At 73.0% G+C, this 17,158-nt stretch carries 15 protein-coding genes and 1 pseudogene; 8 read left to right on the top strand and 8 right to left on the bottom strand.

Going from position 1 to position 17,158, the window contains the following annotated elements; all coding sequences use genetic code 11:
- Positions 1 to 202: JAB domain-containing protein (locus ACE3Q3_RS09730; protein WP_374445088.1), on the top strand; the 202-nt coding region annotated here is incomplete at its 5' end.
- A gap of 50 nt (positions 203 to 252) precedes the next feature.
- Here ACE3Q3_RS09730 and ACE3Q3_RS09725 read toward each other — a convergent pair.
- The gene (locus tag ACE3Q3_RS09725) at positions 253 to 756 is read right to left on the bottom strand and encodes a cupin domain-containing protein (protein WP_374445085.1); all 504 of its coding nucleotides are present in this window, start codon (positions 754 to 756) and stop codon (positions 253 to 255) included.
- 23 nt (positions 757 to 779) lie between these two features.
- Entirely contained in the window at positions 780 to 1,622 is an 843-nt protein-coding gene (locus tag ACE3Q3_RS09720; RefSeq protein WP_374445082.1) for a class I SAM-dependent methyltransferase, read from the bottom strand.
- 149 nt (positions 1,623 to 1,771) lie between these two features.
- On the opposite strand from ACE3Q3_RS09720, the gene ACE3Q3_RS09715 reads away from it, so the two are divergent.
- The 5 genes from ACE3Q3_RS09715 (at position 1,772) to ACE3Q3_RS09695 (ending at position 6,994) form a co-directional block, all read left to right on the top strand.
- Positions 1,772 to 3,760 carry a hypothetical protein gene (locus ACE3Q3_RS09715; RefSeq protein WP_374445080.1) on the top strand — a complete coding sequence of 663 codons (1,989 nt, stop codon included), beginning with the start codon at positions 1,772 to 1,774 and terminating at the stop codon, positions 3,758 to 3,760.
- Positions 3,761 to 3,859: 99 nt separating this feature from the next.
- On the top strand, positions 3,860 to 4,639 hold the full coding sequence (locus tag ACE3Q3_RS09710; RefSeq protein WP_374445078.1) for an SDR family NAD(P)-dependent oxidoreductase: 780 nt from the start codon (positions 3,860 to 3,862) through the stop codon (positions 4,637 to 4,639).
- Between the two features lie 366 nt (positions 4,640 to 5,005).
- The gene (locus ACE3Q3_RS09705; RefSeq protein WP_374445075.1) at positions 5,006 to 5,221 is read left to right on the top strand and encodes a hypothetical protein; all 216 of its coding nucleotides are present in this window, start codon (positions 5,006 to 5,008) and stop codon (positions 5,219 to 5,221) included.
- A 66-nt stretch (positions 5,222 to 5,287) separates the two neighbouring features.
- Positions 5,288 to 6,736 carry an amidase gene (locus ACE3Q3_RS09700; RefSeq protein WP_374445072.1) on the top strand — a complete coding sequence of 483 codons (1,449 nt, stop codon included), beginning with the start codon at positions 5,288 to 5,290 and terminating at the stop codon, positions 6,734 to 6,736.
- Positions 6,737 to 6,772: 36 nt separating this feature from the next.
- Positions 6,773 to 6,994 (top strand): hypothetical protein, encoded by a 222-nt coding sequence (locus ACE3Q3_RS09695; RefSeq protein WP_374445069.1) that lies wholly within the window; start codon positions 6,773 to 6,775, stop codon positions 6,992 to 6,994.
- 5 nt (positions 6,995 to 6,999) lie between these two features.
- Here ACE3Q3_RS09695 and ACE3Q3_RS09690 read toward each other — a convergent pair whose 3' ends face one another.
- Genes ACE3Q3_RS09690 through ggt form a run of 4 tightly spaced genes read right to left on the bottom strand, consistent with a single transcriptional unit; the run spans position 7,000 to position 11,674 of the window.
- Positions 7,000 to 8,175, bottom strand: coding sequence for a mandelate racemase/muconate lactonizing enzyme family protein (locus ACE3Q3_RS09690; RefSeq protein WP_374445066.1), 1,176 nt, complete (start codon positions 8,173 to 8,175; stop codon positions 7,000 to 7,002).
- Positions 8,176 to 8,206: 31 nt separating this feature from the next.
- Positions 8,207 to 9,142, bottom strand: coding sequence for an acetamidase/formamidase family protein (locus ACE3Q3_RS09685; RefSeq protein ID WP_374445064.1), 936 nt, complete (start codon positions 9,140 to 9,142; stop codon positions 8,207 to 8,209).
- Positions 9,139 to 10,068 (bottom strand): DMT family transporter, encoded by a 930-nt coding sequence (locus ACE3Q3_RS09680; protein WP_374445061.1) that lies wholly within the window; start codon positions 10,066 to 10,068, stop codon positions 9,139 to 9,141. Before ACE3Q3_RS09680 ends, ACE3Q3_RS09685 begins: the two co-directional genes overlap by 4 nt.
- A 10-nt stretch (positions 10,069 to 10,078) precedes the next feature.
- Positions 10,079 to 11,674 (bottom strand): gamma-glutamyltransferase, encoded by a 1,596-nt coding sequence (gene ggt, locus ACE3Q3_RS09675; RefSeq protein WP_374445059.1) that lies wholly within the window; start codon positions 11,672 to 11,674, stop codon positions 10,079 to 10,081.
- Between the two features lie 121 nt (positions 11,675 to 11,795).
- Between ggt and ACE3Q3_RS09670 the strand changes: the two genes are divergently transcribed.
- Positions 11,796 to 13,850 carry a hydantoinase/oxoprolinase family protein gene (locus tag ACE3Q3_RS09670; protein WP_374445057.1) on the top strand — a complete coding sequence of 685 codons (2,055 nt, stop codon included), beginning with the start codon at positions 11,796 to 11,798 and terminating at the stop codon, positions 13,848 to 13,850.
- A 30-nt stretch (positions 13,851 to 13,880) separates the two neighbouring features.
- On the opposite strand, the gene leuD is transcribed toward ACE3Q3_RS09670, so the two are convergent.
- Positions 13,881 to 14,498: a 3-isopropylmalate dehydratase small subunit gene (gene leuD, locus ACE3Q3_RS09665; protein ID WP_374445055.1), complete on the bottom strand. Its 618-nt coding sequence runs from the start codon at positions 14,496 to 14,498 to the stop codon at positions 13,881 to 13,883.
- A gap of 127 nt (positions 14,499 to 14,625) precedes the next feature.
- Positions 14,626 to 15,975: pseudogene (gene leuC / locus ACE3Q3_RS09660) on the bottom strand (3-isopropylmalate dehydratase large subunit); the annotation flags it as partial.
- Between the two features lie 119 nt (positions 15,976 to 16,094).
- Between leuC and ACE3Q3_RS09655 the strand changes: the two are divergent.
- Positions 16,095 to 17,156 carry an ABC transporter substrate-binding protein gene (locus tag ACE3Q3_RS09655; RefSeq protein ID WP_374445053.1) on the top strand — a complete coding sequence of 354 codons (1,062 nt, stop codon included), beginning with the start codon at positions 16,095 to 16,097 and terminating at the stop codon, positions 17,154 to 17,156.
- Positions 17,157 to 17,158 lie beyond the last annotated feature (2 nt).

Raw genomic sequence — 17,158 nt, 5'->3', positions numbered from 1 at the left:
GAAGCGGGCGCTGGAGCGCGGTGCGTCGGCCATCATCATGGTCCACAACCATCCCTCGGGCGACCCGACGCCGAGCCGCGCCGACATCGAGATGACGAAGGAGGTGGCGAAGGCGGCCGCCACCCTCGGCATCGCCGTCCACGACCACATCATCATCGCCCGCGACCGCCACGCCAGCCTCAAGGGCATGGGCCTGTTCTGAGTTCCGGGCGGCGGGGAGCCGGTCGCCCGGCTCCCCCGCCGCCCTTCCCGTCAGTTGGTCCGCTTGCGCGGGTCGTCCGCCGGGTCGAGGTAGGTGACGTCGAACGGCCCGGTGCCATTGACCTGCACCACCGTCTCGCCGACGGCGCGCGCGAAGTGCGGCATCCCCGCCGGCAGGTGGACGAAGCTGCCGGCGGGGAGCGCACGGGCCTTCGGGTCGAGCCGATCGCCGGCCGCGACGGCGAAGCCGCCGGCGATGACCGTGACGAACTCGTCCTTCGAGTGCCGGTGCGGCGGGATGGTGAAGCCGTCCGGGAAGCGCAGGCGGAGGACGAACGGGCCCTCCTTCGCCGGGCTTCCCAGCAGGACGGCCGCCTGGGCGCCGGGCGGCAGGGAGGGCGGCGCCGCCCCCCAGCGGACGGTGTCCGCCGGGACGACGGTGTGGTGCGGCTCGGCCGCGCCGGCCGGCAGCGGGGCCGCGAGCGCCGCCGCGGCGGCGAGGGGCAGGATGGCGGCGGCCAGGCGGGCCGCCGGCGAACGCCGGATGCGGGTCATGGTGCGTTCCTCCTTGGACATGGTCAGTGCCGGGTGACGACGATTTCGAGATACTCGGCCGGAACGACCACGGCCGCCTCGCCCGCCCGGTTGAAGCGGCCGATGAGGTCCCGGATGTCCTGCTCGAAGGCGGTCTGGCCGGCGGCGTCGAGTGCCGCGAACGCCTTCAGCAGCGGCCCGTAATAGGTCCGGAAGACCTCGATCCAGTGCTCGGTCGAGCGGTAGCGGAAGACGAAGTGGCGCTGCGCGGACTTGATCGAGCAGGCATGCGGCTCGAAGAGTTCGACCATCCGCCCGTGCGTCCCCCAGAGGGACGGCGACCGGACGCCCGCCGGCGGCGGGACATGGCGGCCGATGGTCCGGAACAGCTGGCCGATGAAGCCCTCTGGCGTCCAGTTCGCGAGCCCGATCCTGCCGCCCGGGCGGCAGACGCGGACGAGTTCGGCGGCCGCCTGCTCCTGGTCCGGGGTGAACATCACCCCGAAGGTCGAGACGACCGCGTCGAAGCTGGCGTCGGCGAAGGGCAGGTCCTCGGCGTCGGCTTCCTGGAAGCGGATGCGCAGGCGCTCGGCGAAGGCGCGCTCGCGCGCCCGCTCCAGCAGCGCCGGGACATAGTCCGTCGCGGTGACCTCGCACCAGCGGCGGGCGGCGGCCAGCGAGGCATTGCCATTGCCGGCGGCGACGTCGAGAACCGTCTGGCCGGCACGGAGGTCGAGCGCCTCGCACAGGTCTTCGCCGACGATCTGCAGCGTCGTGCCGACGACGGCATAGTCGCCGGAGGACCAGGCGCCCTGCTGGCGGGCCTTCACGGCCTCCAGGTCGGGAGCGGGTGGGACCGGATTGGTGGCAACGGCGGTGAGAGCCATGATCGATCTCCTTCCTAGGATCGCGGAGCCTGCTACGCTGCCGCCCTGGTGAACGGCGGTGGGATCGGGCGCCGGGCTGGGGTCGCCCACGGGACCGGATGCAGGTCTAGCCACTGCCCATGGGGCCAGGTGTGGGAGCCGGCGTGGAAATGCCCGTGGAATCGCACCGCGACGACCGGGGAGACGGACCGGGCAGAATCGAGATCCGGCTGCTCGGGCCGCTGGCGATCGATCGCGACGGAGTCCCGATCGCCCTGCCGGCGTCCCGCAAGGTGCGCGCGCTCCTGGCCTATCTGACGCTGGCGCCGCGGCCGGTGGCGCGCGCCCAGCTCTGCGAACTGCTCTGGGACGTGCCCGACGACCCGCGCGGCGAGCTGCGCTGGTGCCTCAGCAAGATCCGCGGGCTGCTCGACGCACCCGACCGGCGCCGGGTCCTGTCCGCCGACGATGCCGTGGGCCTCGACCTCGCCGGCTGCCGCGTCGACGCGCTCGCCGTCGCCGCCGCGGTCCAGGCCCGGCTGGCGGAGGCCGATCCGGACCACCTGGCCGAACTGGCCGGCCGCTGCGCCGGCGACTTCCTGGAAGGGCTGGAGCTCGAACGCTGCCCGGCCTTCGCCGCGTGGCTGGCGGCGCAGCGGCGCCGGTTCCGCGGCTGCCACGCGGCGATCCTCGAAGAGCAGGTGCGACGCGCGCCGGATGGCGGCCGGCCCGCGCTCGAGAAGTGGCTCGAGCTCGCCCCCTTCGACCGGCGGGTCCACGAGCGGCTGCTGCAGGCGCTCGCCCGCGACGACCGCATCCGCGACGGCGAGGAGCATCTGGCGGTGGCGACGCGGATGTTCGAGGCCGAGGGGCTCGACGCCGCGCCCCTGCGTCGGGCGTGGCTGGCGGCGCGGGCGCCGGGACCGCCGGCCGTGGCCGCGGAGCCGGCGCCGGACCATCCGGCGCCCCGCCCGCGGCGGGCCGCGATCGCGGTCATGCCCTTCGAGGAATTCGGCGACGCGACGGGCGTCCGCGGCGGTGCGGCGGACGGGCTCGTCGACGACATCATCACCCGCCTGGCGAAACTCCGCGTGCTCCTCGTCATCGCCCGCGGCACGACGTTCGCGCTGCGCGAACGCAACATGCCGCCGGAGGAGGCCGGACGGCTGCTCGACGTCGACTACGTCGTGTCCGGTTCGCTGCGGCGGAACGGGCGGCGCCTCGGCGTCTCGGTCGAACTGGCGGAGGCGCGCAGCGCCCGCATCGTCTGGGCCGAGGTCTTCAACCCGGGCCCGGGCGACACCTTCGCCCTGCTCGACCAGATCGGCGACCGGATCGTCGCCTCGGTCGCGAGCGAGATCGAGACCATCGAGCGCAACCGCGCGATCCTGCGTCCGCCGAACTCGCTCGACGCCTGGGAAGCCTATCACCGCGGCCTGTGGCACATGTACCGCTTCGACCGGGCGGAGAATGCCGAGGCGCAGCGCTGCTTCGCCGCCGCCGTCCGGCTCGACCCGACCTTCGCGCGGGCCCATGCCGGTCTCTCCTTCACCCACTGGCAGAACGCCTTCCAGGGCTGGGCGCCGCGCGCGGGCGAGACCGACCGGGCCTTCGCCGCCGCCGGGCAGGCCCTGATGGCCGACGATCGCGATCCCGCCGCCCATCTCGCCATGGGGCGGGCGCTGTGGCTGCGCCGGCGGAACGACCAGTCGGTCGCCGAGCTGGAGCGGGCGATCGAGCTCAGCCCAAACTTCGCCATGGGCCACTACGCGCTGGCCTTCGTGCAGTCGCAGGACGGCGATCCGCTCGCCGCCATCGCCGCCTCCGACCATTCCCGCCAGCTCAGCCCGTGCGATCCGCTGCTGTTCGGGATGCTCGGGGCGCGGGCGATGGCGCTGATCCGTCTCGGGCGCTTCGAGGAAGCGGCGGACTATGCCGGCAAGGCCGCGGAGCGGCCGAACGCCCACACCCACATCCTGGCGATCGCCGCCTTCGCCGCCGCCCTGTCCGGCCGCGTCGACGAGGCGCGGCGGATGGCGGCCGACATCCGGCGCGCCCGGCCCGGCTATGGCGTCGCCGACTTCCTCTCGGCCTTCCACTTCGCCGACGACGGGGCCGCCCTGATCCGCGAGGCCGCACGGCGCATCGGCCTCGACTGAGGCCCCGTCGCGCGCCGCGGCGGTCGGCGACAATTCCCGTTGGCCGCGGCCGACGCCTCGCCGATGATGCGGCGACATCCGTCATCGGGGAGCGAAACAGTGGAGATCAGGCTGGACGGGCGCGTCGCGCTCATCACCGGCGGCAGCATGGGGCTGGGCCGGGCCATGGGCGAGATGTTCGCCGCTTCCGGGGCATCCGTGGTGCTGGTCGCGCGGCGGCCGGAGCCGCTGGAGGCGGCGCGCGCCGCCATTGCCGCCAAGGGCGATGCCGTGCATGCGGTTGCCGCCGACGTCGCGACGGCCGACGGCTGCCGCCTCGCCCACGCCGCTGCCGTCGCGCGCTTCGGCCGGGTCGACATCCTCGTCAACAATGCCGGCAAGTCGGCGACGGCGCCGTTCGAGACGATCGACGACCAGGCCTGGCAGGACGACCTCGACCTCAAGCTCTTCGCCGCGATCCGGCTCGCCCGCCTCGCCTTTCCGGAGATGAAGGCGCGTGGCTGGGGCCGCATCGTCAACGTCCTCAACACCCATGCCAAGGCGCCGGGCCCGCGCAGCGCCCCGACCTCGGTCTCGCGCGCGGCCGGGCTGGCGCTGACCAAGGTGCTGGCGCAGGAGGGCGCGCCGCACAACGTGCTGGTGAATGCCCTCCTCGTCGGCCAGATCGACAGTGACCAGTGGACCCGCCAGCATGCCGCATCGGGGTCGAACCAGACCTATGCGGAGTTCCTGGCCGAGAAGGGCAAGGCGATCCCGATGGGACGCGTCGGGCGCGCCGAGGAGTTCGCCTCCGTCGCGTGCCTGCTGGTGTCGGACGCCGGCGGCTACGTCACCGGGACGGCGATCAACGTCGACGGCGGACGCTGCCCGATCACCTGACGGGCAAGTCACCTGATGGGCAAGCCGGGGACGGCCGGCGAAATCGCCGGCTGTACCCGCCACCATTCTGGACCAATCGATATACAGTGACTTATTGACAAAGGCACCGAATACACCCAAATTCAGTCAACAGTTCCGCCCGAATCCACTAACACTAGGCCCATGACGACGAGTCGCCGACCTGCCGCCGGAACGATCGCCGCGTCGCCGCGTTTCGAGGGAGTGCCGAACACCTCCCTGGAACATCTCGGCCCGGACCGGGCCCCGCCCGTCCGCCCCGGCCCTGCCCGATCGGCGGCGCCGGCCCTCGCCGTCGCGTGCAACGCCCGCGACCGGACCCTCGGCCGGCCCGAACGTCATCGCGCCATGGACCGCCTCTTCTGGCTGCTGGTGTTCGTGCCCGCGATCGCCGCCGGCCTCGTCGCCGGCCCGCTGGCGGCGGTCCTCGCGGTCCCGGCGCAGTTGCTGGTGGCGATCCTCGCCGGCACGGCCGCGGTCCGCCTCCGGCACTGCGGGGCCGTCACCCTGGCCGCGCTTCCCGCCGGCGCCGCCGCCCTGCTCTGGGCCCTGGCGGCGCTCTAGCCGCCGCCCTGGATCGGCGGCCGCCCGGCCGCTAGCATCGGCGCTCCCCCTTGTGGAGCGCCCCCGATGACCGAGCCCTGCGACCTGTCCGCCGTCGAACTGCGCCGCCTGATCGGGGCGAAGCGGCTGTCTCCGGTCGAACTGATGCGATCCTGCATCGCGCGGACGGAGGCGACGAACCCCGCCGTCAACGCCCTCGTCGCCACCGATTTCGAGCGCGGGCTGGAGGCGGCACGGAGGGCCGAGGCCGCCGTCCTGCGTGGCGATGCGCTGGCCCCCCTGCATGGGCTGCCGATCGGCATCAAGGACCTGAACGACACCGCCGGCCTGCGCACGACCTACGGTTCCCCCCTCTTCCGCGACCACGTGCCGGAAAAGGACGAGCGGCTGGTCGCGGCGCTCCGCCAGGCGGGGGGCATCGTCGTCGCCAAGACCAACACGCCCGAGTTCGGCACCGGCGGCAACACCATCAACGACGTCTATGGCGCGACCGGCAATCCCTTCGATCCGGCGCTGTCCTGCGGCGGCTCCTCGGGCGGGTCGGGCGTGGCGCTCGCCCTGTCGATGCTGCCGCTCTGCCACGGCTCCGACACCGGCGGGTCGCTGCGCAAGCCTGCCGCCTGGTGCGGCGTCGTCGGCTTCCGGCCGACCCCGGGCCTCGTCGCCTCCGAGCGGCGGCGGCTCGGCCTGTCGACGCTGGGCGTCCAGGGTCCGATGGCGCGCGACGTCGCCGACACCGCGCTCTTCCTTTCCGTGCTGGCCTCCGGCGACAGCCGCGACCCGATGGCGGTTCCCGGCCTCGACGCGACCGCCCTGGCGCGGCCGCCCGTGGTCGACCCGGCGCGGCTCCGGGTCGCCTGGTCGGTCGATCTCGGCTTCACGCCGATCGCCCCCTCGATCGCCCGCGTCTTCGCCGACCGCGTCCGCCGGCTCGACGGTGCCTTCGCCCGCTTCGAGGCCGAGAATCCCGATTTCGACGGCATCGAGCACGCCTACCGCGTCGTCCGCTCGGTCAACTTCCTCGCCGCCTACAAGGCGATCTACGAGGACGACCCGGCCAAGCTCGGCCGCAACACCCGCACCAACTACGAGGAAGGGCTGAAATACAGCCTGGCCGACTTCGCCGCCGCCCACGCCGCCCAGACCCGTATCTACCGCGCCTTCCAGGCGTTCTTCGAGCACCACGACCTGCTCATCGCCCCGACCCAGGCGATGTCGCCCTTCCCCAAGGATCAGCTCTACCCGACCGACATGGAGGGGATGCCGCTCGCCCACTATTTCGCCACCTCGGGCATCACCTACGCCATCTCGATGACCGGGCATCCGGCGATCTCGATTCCGTGCGGCGTCGACGAGAAGGGCCTGCCCTTCGGCCTCCAGCTCGTCGGCCCGCGCGGCGGCGACGCCTTCACGCTGGGCGCAGCACTGGCCCTGGAGCGCCTCTTCGCCGAGGACGCGGCCACCCGCCGCCCCATCCCCGACCCGGCGAAATGGCCGAAGGCGGCGGCCGCCTGATCCCAAGTCCGGCGGTTTCTCCGAGACGCTGTCCGCGTGGCCGACCCGACCGTCCTTGCGTCCTTCGACGGCTCGGTCCGCTTCGCGGCCCTCCGCGCTCCGGATGAAGTCGTCCTTATCATACTGAATACAAAGGAAGAACCTCATCCCGAGCGCGCCGCGCAGCGCGCAGACGAGGGACGCTGGAGCCGCTGGACCGCCTACCGCGCGATCCAGCGCGCGTTCCAGGAAACAGTGTCGATCCGCCAGACTTGGTAGGAATCCTACCGCCGCGCCGGCCGCGCCCGAACCGCCGCCTCGTTGACCTCGACGCCCCAGCCGGGGCCGGTCGGCAGGTGCAGGTGGCCGTCGCGGATGGTGGGCACCGGCGAATAGAACTCGTCGCGCCAGCGGCAGTCGTCGACGTCGATCTCCATGATGCGGAAGTTCGGCACCGTCGCGGAGAAATGGGCGCTGATCGCGGTCGACAGGTGGCCGTAGAAATTGTGCGGCGCGACGTTGATCTCGTGGGCGTCGGCCAGGGCCGCGATCTTCAGGGATTCGGCGAGGCCGTTCCAGACGACGTCGACGATGGCGACGTCCATCGCGCCGGCCGTGAGGTAGGGCAGGAAGCCGCGCCGGCCGAACAGCGACTCGCCGGATGCGACAGGCACCGGCACGCGGCGGCGGATGTGGGCCAGCGCGTCCGGCTCGAAGAGATCGATCTCGACCCACGTCGGATCGTGGTGGGCAACCGCCTGGGCCATGCGGACATAGCCCTCGGTGCGGAAGTTGAAGTTGAGGTCGAGATGGAGGCCGGCATCCACCCCCGCCCCGTCCCGGAAGGCGCCGAGCAGCCGGTCGACCGCCATCGTCAGGCCGCGGTCGACGTTGATCTCCGGCCCCTCGCCACCGCGCGCGAAGCCCGGCATGTGCAGGGCGGCTGCCCCGCCGTCGAAGCGCAGGATGTTGGTCTTGAGCGACCCGTACCCCTTCGCCCGTACCTCGCGGCCGAGCGCGCGGATGTCGTCCAGCGAGGCGACCGGCGGCACGCCGCAGAGCTCGGGATAGGTGACGCGGTAGGTGCCGCAATGCGACCAGTAGAGCGGCAGCCGCTCGCGCACCGGGCCGCCGAAGAGCTCGCACACGCGCACGCCCAGCGCCTTCGCCTTGACGTCGAGGAGCGCATTCTCGATCGCCGCGATCGCCTGGGCGTTGACCCCGCCCGGCGCCTGCCGGGTCTGGGCGTAGAGCATGGCGGAGATCTTCTCGACCGGCCGCGGATCCTGGCCGACGAGCGGCGCCGCCAGCGCCCGGATGACGGCCGTCAGGCCGGCACTGCCGTAGTTCTCCGAATATTCCGACCAGCCGACGAGCCCGCCGTCGGTGGTCACCTTCAGAAACGAATAGGTCCGCCAGCCGGCGTCGGCGTGCAGATCCTCGATGGCGGCGATGCGCATCGGACGTCTCCCCCTGTCGCTTCGTCTTCGTTCACCCCGCGAGCAGGCTCTTCGGCAGCATGGCGTGGATGCCCTTGTTGCCGTCGACCGTCTGCGTCACCCGCAGGTCGACGGCCAGGCTGCACAGCATGTAGGCCTGCTCGCGGCTGATGTTGGTGCGCTCGACGATGAGGGCGATCATCTCGCGCAGCGCCTGCCTCGCGGCGTCGTCGAGATCCTCGTGGAGGCCGAGGGTGATGAGGTGCGTCGGCGTCTCCGCCCGCGGGAAGCGGAAGGCAAGGTCCTTGCGCACGACGAAACGGAAGGTGCCGGTCATCGCCGTCTCGAGCGCGGTCAGGCAGACCTCGCCGTCGCCCTGCACGCCGTGGCCGTCGCCGGTCGAGAAGTTGGCGCCCTCGACCCAGACCGGCAGATAGAGCGTCGCCCCCGCCTGGAGCTCCTTGAGGTCGATGTTGCCGCCATGGTCGCGCGGCACGATCGTGTCGATCCGCCCCCAGTTCTTCGGCGGCGCCACGCCCATGACGCCGAAGAAGGGCGCCAGCGGAATGTTCATGCCCCAGGGCATCCGCGTCACCCCGGCCGCCTTGTCGATCGGATAGTGGGCCAGCGTCAGTTCGGGGAAATCCTCGGGCAGGGTGCCGCGCAGCGGCCGGATCGCCATCCAGCCCCAGTCCTGCCGTGGCTCGACCGCGAGGATCTGGATCTCCAGCACGTCGCCCGGCATCGCGCCCTCGACCCGCACCGGGCCGGTCAGGATGTGGCCCGGCCCGCGCGGCACCCGCGCATGGACCTCGCGGAGCTCGGGCAGCACCTCGTAGGGTGCCGGCGGCATCACGTCCGGCCCGCCCGAGATGGTCTCGATCGTCACGGTGTCGCCCGACTGCACGGTCAGGACCGGCGGCAAGGTCGCGTCGAATATGCCCCAGTGACAGGTCTCCGGGCTCGACTTCAGGTGATGGTGGGTCATCGGGCGGCTCCCGGTCGGAGGGTGGACAGGCTGACGAGGACGGCGCCGCCGATCACCAGCCCGGCACCGAGCGCGAGCGAGGGCGTCACCGGTTCGCCCAGCACCAGGGTCGAGGCGAGGATGCCGACCGCCGGCACGGCGAGGAAGCCCAGCGAGGTGACGATCGTCGGCAAGGCCCGCGAGACGCTGGTCGCGGCCCAGGTGCCGGCGGGGCCGACGACGATCCCGATGTAGGCGAGCGGCGCCAACGCCGTCGCCGACAGGCCGACATGGCCGGCCGGCTCGACCAGGAGGCCTGCGACCGCGAGCAGCAGCGCCGCCCAGCCCATCTGCCAGGGCAGGACCTGGAGCGGCGACAGGTGCCAGCGGTGGGTGCGGGCATGGACGATGGCGAGCGACCAGGACAGCGCCGCCGCCACCAGGAAGAGGTTGCCGACGACGACGCGCCCGTCGGTCCAGTCGAGGGCGGCGGGGTTGAAGAGGACGGCGACGCCGGCGAGCCCGCTCGCCAGCCCCGCCAGCCGCCACCGACCCAGCCGCTCGCCGAGGAAGAGGGTGCCGATCGGCACCAGCCAGATGCTGGTCGTGTAGGCGAGGACGACGGCCCGGCTGGCCGGGACATAGCCGAGGCCGAGGTTGGCCAGCGTGAAGAAGCCCGCGAGCTGTCCCGTGCCGACCGAAAGGATGATCGGCCAGTCCGCCCGCGACGGGACGGCGAGCCGCCGTGTCGCCGCCACCAGCAGCAACGCGGCGCCGCCGCTGACGGCGGCGCGGGCCGCCGCGTACCAGACCGGCGTCGCGTCGCCGAGGCCGCTCTTCATGGCCGGCCAGGCGGTGCCGAACAGCAGCACCGCCAGCACCAGCAGAGCGATCGCCTCCGCCGTCCCGGACGCCGCCCGGGCCGGCGCCGCCGCGCCGCCGCTCACGGCAGGCGGGTCAGTAGCCCAGCGCGCAGCCGTCCTTGCGCTTCTCGGAGCCGCCGATCAGCACGCCCCGCTCATGGTCGATCCAGATCGCCTGGGCACCGCCGGTCGGGGTGTCGAAGCGGCCGATGACATGGCCGCGCCGCGCGAGGTCGGCCGCGATGTCCTCGCCGATCGGATCCTCGAGCTTGAGCTCGCCCTCGTAGGCGAAGCTGCGCGGCCGCTCGATCGCCTCCTGCGGGTCGTCGCCGCGGTCGAGGATGTTGGAGATCAGGTTCGCGTGGCCGACCGACTGGTAGTGGCCGCCCATGACGCCGAAGGGCATCACCGCCCGGCCGTCCTTCATCAGCATGCCGGGGATGATGGTGTGGAAGGGCCGCTTGCCGCCCTCGATCCGGCTCGGGTGGGTGTCGTCGATGCGGAAGCCCATGCCGCGGTTCTGCAGGATGACGCCCGACTTCGGCGCGGTGATGCCGCTGCCGAAGCCCGCGAACAGCGAGTTGATGAAGGAGACGGCGTTGCGGTCCTTGTCGACGACGCAGAGGTACGTCGTGTCCTTGTGCTCGACGCCGTTGTAGTGGACGCCCGGATGGGCCTCGTCCATGCGGATGCGGCCGCGGATCGAATCCGCCTCCTGGGTGGACAGGAGCCGCTCGATCGGCACCTCGGCGAAGCGCTGGTCGGCGAAGTAGGTGTCGCGGCGCCAGTAGGCGGCCTTGCCGGCCTCGGCCAGCAGGTGGATGCGGTCGGCCTCGGACAGCGCGCCCTCCGACAGGTCGTAGCCGGCGAGCACGTTGAGGATGATGAGGGCGGTCAGCCCCTGGCCGTTCGGCGGGATCTCGCAGACGTCGTAGCCGCGATAGCGGGTCTGCACCGGCGTCACGTACTCCGCCTCCTGGGCGGCGAAGTCGGAGAGCTCGTGCAGGCCGCCCAGCGACTTCAGCTTGGCGACGATGTCCTCGGCCACCCGGCCCTCGTAGAAGCCGGCCCGGCCCTTCTCGCCGATCAGGCGCAGCGTCGCGCCGAGCTCGGGCGAGCGGTGCTTCTCGCCGACCCCGGGCGCCCGGCCGTTCGGCAGGTAGGAGCGCTGGGTGTCGGGGTCGGACGACAGCTTGGCGACGCTGCCCGCCCAGTCGTGGGCGACGCGCGGGGTGAGGATGAAGCCCTCCTCGGCCGCCTTGACCGCCGGCGCCAGCAGTTCCGACAGCGGCATGGTGCCGTGGTCGGCGGCGAGCTTGCACCAGGCGTCGATGGCGCCGGGGATGGTGACGGCGTGCGGCGTCTGCATCTCGATCTTCGAGATGCCCTGGTCCTTGTACCAGCCGACGCTGGCCTTGGCCGGCGCCCGGCCCGAGCCGTTGAGGCCGATCGGCGCGCCCGACTTCGGGCAGTAGATGACGAAGCAGTCGCCGCCGATGCCGGTCGACTGCGGCTCGATCACCGACAGCATGGCGATCGCGGTGATCGCCGCATCCATCGCGTTGCCGCCCTTCCGGAGCACGTCCAGGGCGGCCAGCGTCGCGCGCGGATGGGCGGTCGCCACCATGCCGTCCTCGGCGTAGGTGGCGGAGCGGCCGACATTGAAGTCGCGGATCGGCGATGCGCGCATGATGTGTCGTTCCTTGTCAGCGGAATTTGGTGCGAGGGGAGGTCGGCAGCGATCATAGCCCCCCGCCGCGGCCGCGTGCTAGCCTCCCCGTCCCGCCCGTCCGCCTCCCCTCGCAGGTGCCATGCCCGCCTTCGCCGGCCCCGTCCGCATCGCCGTCGACATCGGCGGCACCTTCACCGACCTGCAGATCCTGGACGAGGCGACCGGGGAGACGGCGGCGCACAAGACGCCGACGACCCCGGCCGACCCGTCCGAGGGGCTGATGCGCGGCATCGCCGAGGCGGCCGATCGCCTGGGGTTCCGGCTGTCGCAGGTGACGGGGCTGATGCACGGCACGACGATCGCGACCAACGCGGTGCTGGAGCGGCGGCTGGCGCTGGGCGCGCTCGTCACCACCGCCGGGTTCGAGGACGTGCTGGAGATCGGCCGCCATGTCCGGCGCGACATCTATTCGCGCGTCGCCGAGCCGCGAACGCTGCTGATCCCGCGCCGGCACCGTTGGGGCGTGCGCGAGCGGCTGGATGCGACCGGTGCCGTGGTCACCCCGCTCGACGAGGCGGATGCCCGCCGCGTCGCCCGCGCGATCCGCGCCGCGGGCATCGACGTCGTGGTCGTGGCACTGCTCCACGCCTATGCCGATCCCGGCCACGAGGAACGGCTGGCGTCGATCCTGCGCGAGGAGATCCCCGGCTGCCATGTCTCGAGGTCGAGCGCCATCAGCCCCGAGATCCGCGAGTTCGAACGCACTTCGACGGCGGTGCTGAACGCGCTCCTGATGCCGGTCGTCGCCTCCTACGTCGACCGCCTGCGCGAGCGGACCCGGGCGGCGGGATTCGCCGCGCCCATCTATCTCGTGCAGTCGAACGGCGGGGTGACGACGCCCGAGGTCGCCGCCGAGGAGCCGGCGCGCCTTCTCCTCTCCGGGCCGTCGGGCGGCGCCCTCGCCGCCGAGACGCTGGCCGCCGCGCTCGGCCGGCCGGACCTCGTCGCCGTCGACATGGGCGGCACCAGCTTCGACATCTCGATCGTCGCCGAGGGCCGCACCCGCCTGGTCACCCAGGGCGAGATCGACGGCTGTCCCGTCCGCCTGCCGATGATCGAAATCCGCACCATCGGTGCCGGCGGCGGCTCGATCGCGGCCGTCGACGCGACGGGGCGGCTGACCGTCGGCCCGGCCAGCGCCGGCGCCCAGCCCGGCCCCGCCTGCTACGGCCGCGGCGGGCGCCTCGCGACGGTGACCGACGCCAACCTCGTCCTCGGCCGGCTCGACCCCGCCTTCTTCCTCGGCGGCGCCATGCGTCTCGACGCCGTTGCGGCCCGCGATGCGGTCGCCGCGGGCGTCGCCCGGCCGCTCGGCCTGTCGCCGGAGGCGGCGGCCGCCGGCCTCGTCGCGGTCAGCGTCGCGACGATGGCGAACGCGACCCGGCTGTCGCTCTTCGAGAAGGGCCTCGACCCGCGCGACTTCGCCGTCGTGTCCTTCGGCGGCGCCGCCGGCCTGCATGCGGCCGACGTCGCCGACGCGCTCGGCGCCGGCACCGTCGTCTTCCCGCGCGACCCCGGTACCCTCAGCGCCTGGGGCATGCTCTTCGCCGACATCGTGCATGATCTCGCCCGCTCGCGCCTCGTGCCGGCGACCGCCGACGCCGTGCCGCTGCTGGCGCCGCTGGTCGCCGCGCTCAGCGCCGACGGCCTCGCCCTGCTGGAGCGCGACGGCGTGCCGGAGGCCGACCGTGCCTGCCGCTTCGCACTCGACCTCCGCTACAAGGGTCAGGCCTACGAGATCACCGTGCCGCTGGCCGATGGCGCGTTCGATGCGACCGCCATGGCCGGGGCCGTGGACGAGTTCCACCGCCGCCACCAGGCGCAATACGCCCACAGCGACCCCAACGCCGTGCCCGACGTCGTCACCGTCCGCCTCGCCGCCGTCGGCCGCCTCGCCAAGCCGCGGGCCCGCCCCTTCCGGGCCGCCGCGACGCGCCATGCCAAGGGCCGCCGCCGCACCTGGATCGGCGACGCCTGGGCCGACGTCCCGGTCTACGACCGCGACGCCCTCGACGCCGCCCCGCTCGCCGGCCCCGCGATCGTCGAGGAACCGCACTCGACCCTGTGGCTGCCGCCCGGCTGGTCGATGGCGCCGGCAGCGACGGGCGACCTCATCGCCCGGCGGTCGGCGTAGCCGGCCGCCGCCGCTGCGTCCGGCGCCGGTTCAGCCGTCGCGCGCGGCCCACGGCCGACGCCGCGCATAGCCCGCCTCGAACCGCTCGATGGCGGCGGCGCCGGCCAGCGTGGCGCCGATCTCGTCGAGCCCTTCCAGCAGGCAGCGGCGGCGCCACGGGTCGACGTCGAAGGCGTGGGTGGCACCGTCGGGGGCGACCAGGGTCTGGCTTTCGAGATCGATGGTGAAGACGGCATTGGCTCCGAGGCCCGCCTGCGCCATGAGGTCGGCCACCACGGCCGCCGGCAGGCGCACCGGCAGGATGCCGTTGCGAAAGCAGTTGCCGTAGAAGATGTCCGCGAAGCTGGGGGCGACGATGGCGCGGAGGCCGAAGTCGCGCAGCGCCCACGGCGCGTGCTCGCGCGACGAACCGCAGCCGAAATTGGCGCCCGTCACCAGGATCTTCGCCTGCCGCCAGGGCGCGCGGTTCAGCACGAAGTCCGGCCGCTCGCGCCCGTCCGGGAAGCGGCGCAGCGCGTTGAAGGCATGGGGGCCGAGGCCGCCGCGCTCCATGGTCACGCCGAACTCGGCCGGGATGATAACGTCGGTGTCGACATTGTCGATCGGCAGCGGCGCCGCCACCGAGGCGACGCGGACGAAAGGCTCCATCACAGCATCTCCCGCACATCGACGAAGCGGCCGGGGGGGGGGGGGGGCGCCCCCCCCCCCCGGGGGGGGCCGGGGGGTGGGGGGCCCCCCCCCCCGCCCCCCCCCCCCGGTGGGGGTGGGATGGAGGGGCCGCGGCCGCCATCGCCGGGCTGACGAGGTGGGTGCGCGCGCCCGGCCCCTGCCGCCCCTCGAAGTTGCGGTTGGACGTCGAGGCGCAGCGCTCGCCGGGCGCCACCCGATCGCCGTTGATGGCGACGCACATCGAGCAGCCGGGCTCGTGCCACTGGAACCCCGCCTCCCGGAAGAGGCGGTCGATCCCCTCGGCCTCGGCGGCGCGGCGGACCAGGCCGGAGCCGGGAACGACCTGGGCCGTCACGCCATCGGCGACCCGGCGTCCGCGGGCGACCGCGGCCGCCGCCCGAAGATCGGACAGCCGGGCATTGGTGCAGGAGCCGATGAAGACCCGGGTCGGCCGGATGTCGGCCATCGCCGTGCCCGGCGCCAGGTCCATGTAGGCGAGCGCGCGCCGCGCCGCCTGACGCAGGGCGGGATCGTCGATCGCCTCGGGATCGGGCACCCGGCCGGTGACCGCCACCGTCTGGGCCGGGTTCGTTCCCCAGGTCACCTGCGGCTCGAGCTTCGAAACGTCGACCGCCACCTCGCGATCGAAGCGCGCGCCGGGATCGCTGGCGAGCGTCCGCCAGTAGGCCGTGGCCGCCGCCCATGCCGCGCCGGCGGGCGCCATCGGCCGGCCCTCCAGCCAGGCGAGCGCCGTCGCGTCCGGGGCGATCATGCCGGTGCGGGCGCCGGCTTCGATCGTCATGTTGCAGAGCGTCATGCGCTCTTCCATCGCCATCGCCGCCACCGTCGGGCCCGCATACTCGACCGCGTGGCCGGCACCGCCGGCGGCGCCGACGGTGGCGATGACCGCCAGCGCCACGTCCTTCGCCGCGACGCCGGGGCCGAGCCGCCCCGAGATGGCGATGCGCATCTCCCGCGGGCGGGTCTGCACCAGGGTCTGGGTGGCAATGACGTGCTCGACCTCCGACGTGCCGATGCCGAAGGCGAGCGCGCCGAAGGCGCCGTGGGTCGAGGTGTGGCTGTCGCCGCAGACGACGGTGAGGCCGGGCAGGACGAAGCCCTGCTCCGGGCCGACGACATGGACGATCCCCTGCGTCGGCCCGCCCAGCGGCAGGAGGGGAATCCCGAAGCCGCGCGCGTTCGCCTCCAGCGCCGCGATCTGGGCCGCCAGCCGCGGCGGCGCCGGGCGGCCGTCGGTCGGCACCAGATGATCGGCGACGGCGAGCGCGGCGGCGGGGTGGCGGGCGGAGCGCCCCTCCGCCCGCAGGGCCGAGAAGGCCTGCGGGCTGGTGGCGTCGTGGATCAGGTGGCGGTCGATATAGAGCAGGACGGACCCGTCCGGCCGCTCCTCGACGACGTGGTCGTTCCAGACCTTGGAGAACAGCGTGGTGGCCATGACGGCAATCTGCCACGGCGGCACAGACTTGTGGACGGCTTCCGGCCGCTTGGGCATCCTGCCGGCCATCCGGGGAACGCGAGATTCCCCGACGTCAACCAACGTGGAGGAACGCGACCATGCTGGACAAGCGCCTCGGCCGTCGCCGCCTGCTGCAGTCGACCGCCGCGCTGGCCGGTGCCGGCCTCGTGGGCGGTGCCTGGACCGGCCCGCTCTTCGCGCAGGGCAAGATCGAGAAGCCGAAGGTGGCGCTGGCCGTCGGCGGCAAGTCGGCCCTCTACTATCTCGCGCTGACGATCGCCGAGCAGAAGGGCTTCTTCAAGGACGAGGGCCTGGACGTCGAGATCAGCGACTTCGCCGGCGGCAGCCGCTCGCTCCAGGCGCTGGTCGGCGGCAGCGCCGACGTCGTCGCCGGCGCCTACGAGCACACGATCCGCATGCAGGCGCGCGGCCAGATGGTGCAGTCCTTCGTGCTGATCGGCCGCGGCATGCAGATCGCCATCGGCATCAAGAGCGACCGCGCCGACAAGGTGAAGTCGGCGGCCGACGTCAAGGGCATGAAGTTCGGCGTCAGCGCGCCCGGGTCGAGCACCCACATGCTGGTCAACTACTGGATCTCGAAGGCCGGGCTGAAGCCGTCCGACGTCGCCGCGATCGGCGTCGGCGCCGGCGCCTCGGTGGTGGCCGCGGTCGACAAGGGCGAGATCGACGGCATCTCGCAGACCGATCCCGCGGTGACGATGCTGCAGCAGCAGGGCGCTATCAAGGTCGTCCTCGACACCCGCACCATGCAGGGCAACATCGACGTCTTCGGCGGCCCGCTCCCGGCCGCCTCGCTCTATTCGACCGCCGAGTTCGTCAAGGCGAACCCGAACACCGTGCAGGCGATGGCGAACGCGATCGTGCGCGCGAACCGCTGGCTGCAGACCGCCACGCCCGACCAGGTCGCCGACACGGTGCCGGCGGCCTACCTGCTGGGCGACCGCGAACTCTACAAGAAGGCGTTCGCCAACGTCCGCGAGGTGATGTCGCCGGACGGCGTCATGCCCGAGGGGGCGCCGGCGACCTGCCTCAAGTTCATGGCGGCGTCGGACGCCAACGTGAAGCCGGACACCGTCAAGCTCGACCTCACCTGGACCAACGCCTTCGCCAGCAAGGCAGCCGAGAAGTACAAGGCCTGATC

This window comes from Allostella sp. (assembly GCF_041913585.1).
In the GTDB taxonomy this organism is placed as follows: Bacteria; Pseudomonadota; Alphaproteobacteria; order ATCC43930; family Allostellaceae; genus Allostella.
This window is presented reverse-complemented; position numbering and strand designations above follow the sequence as displayed.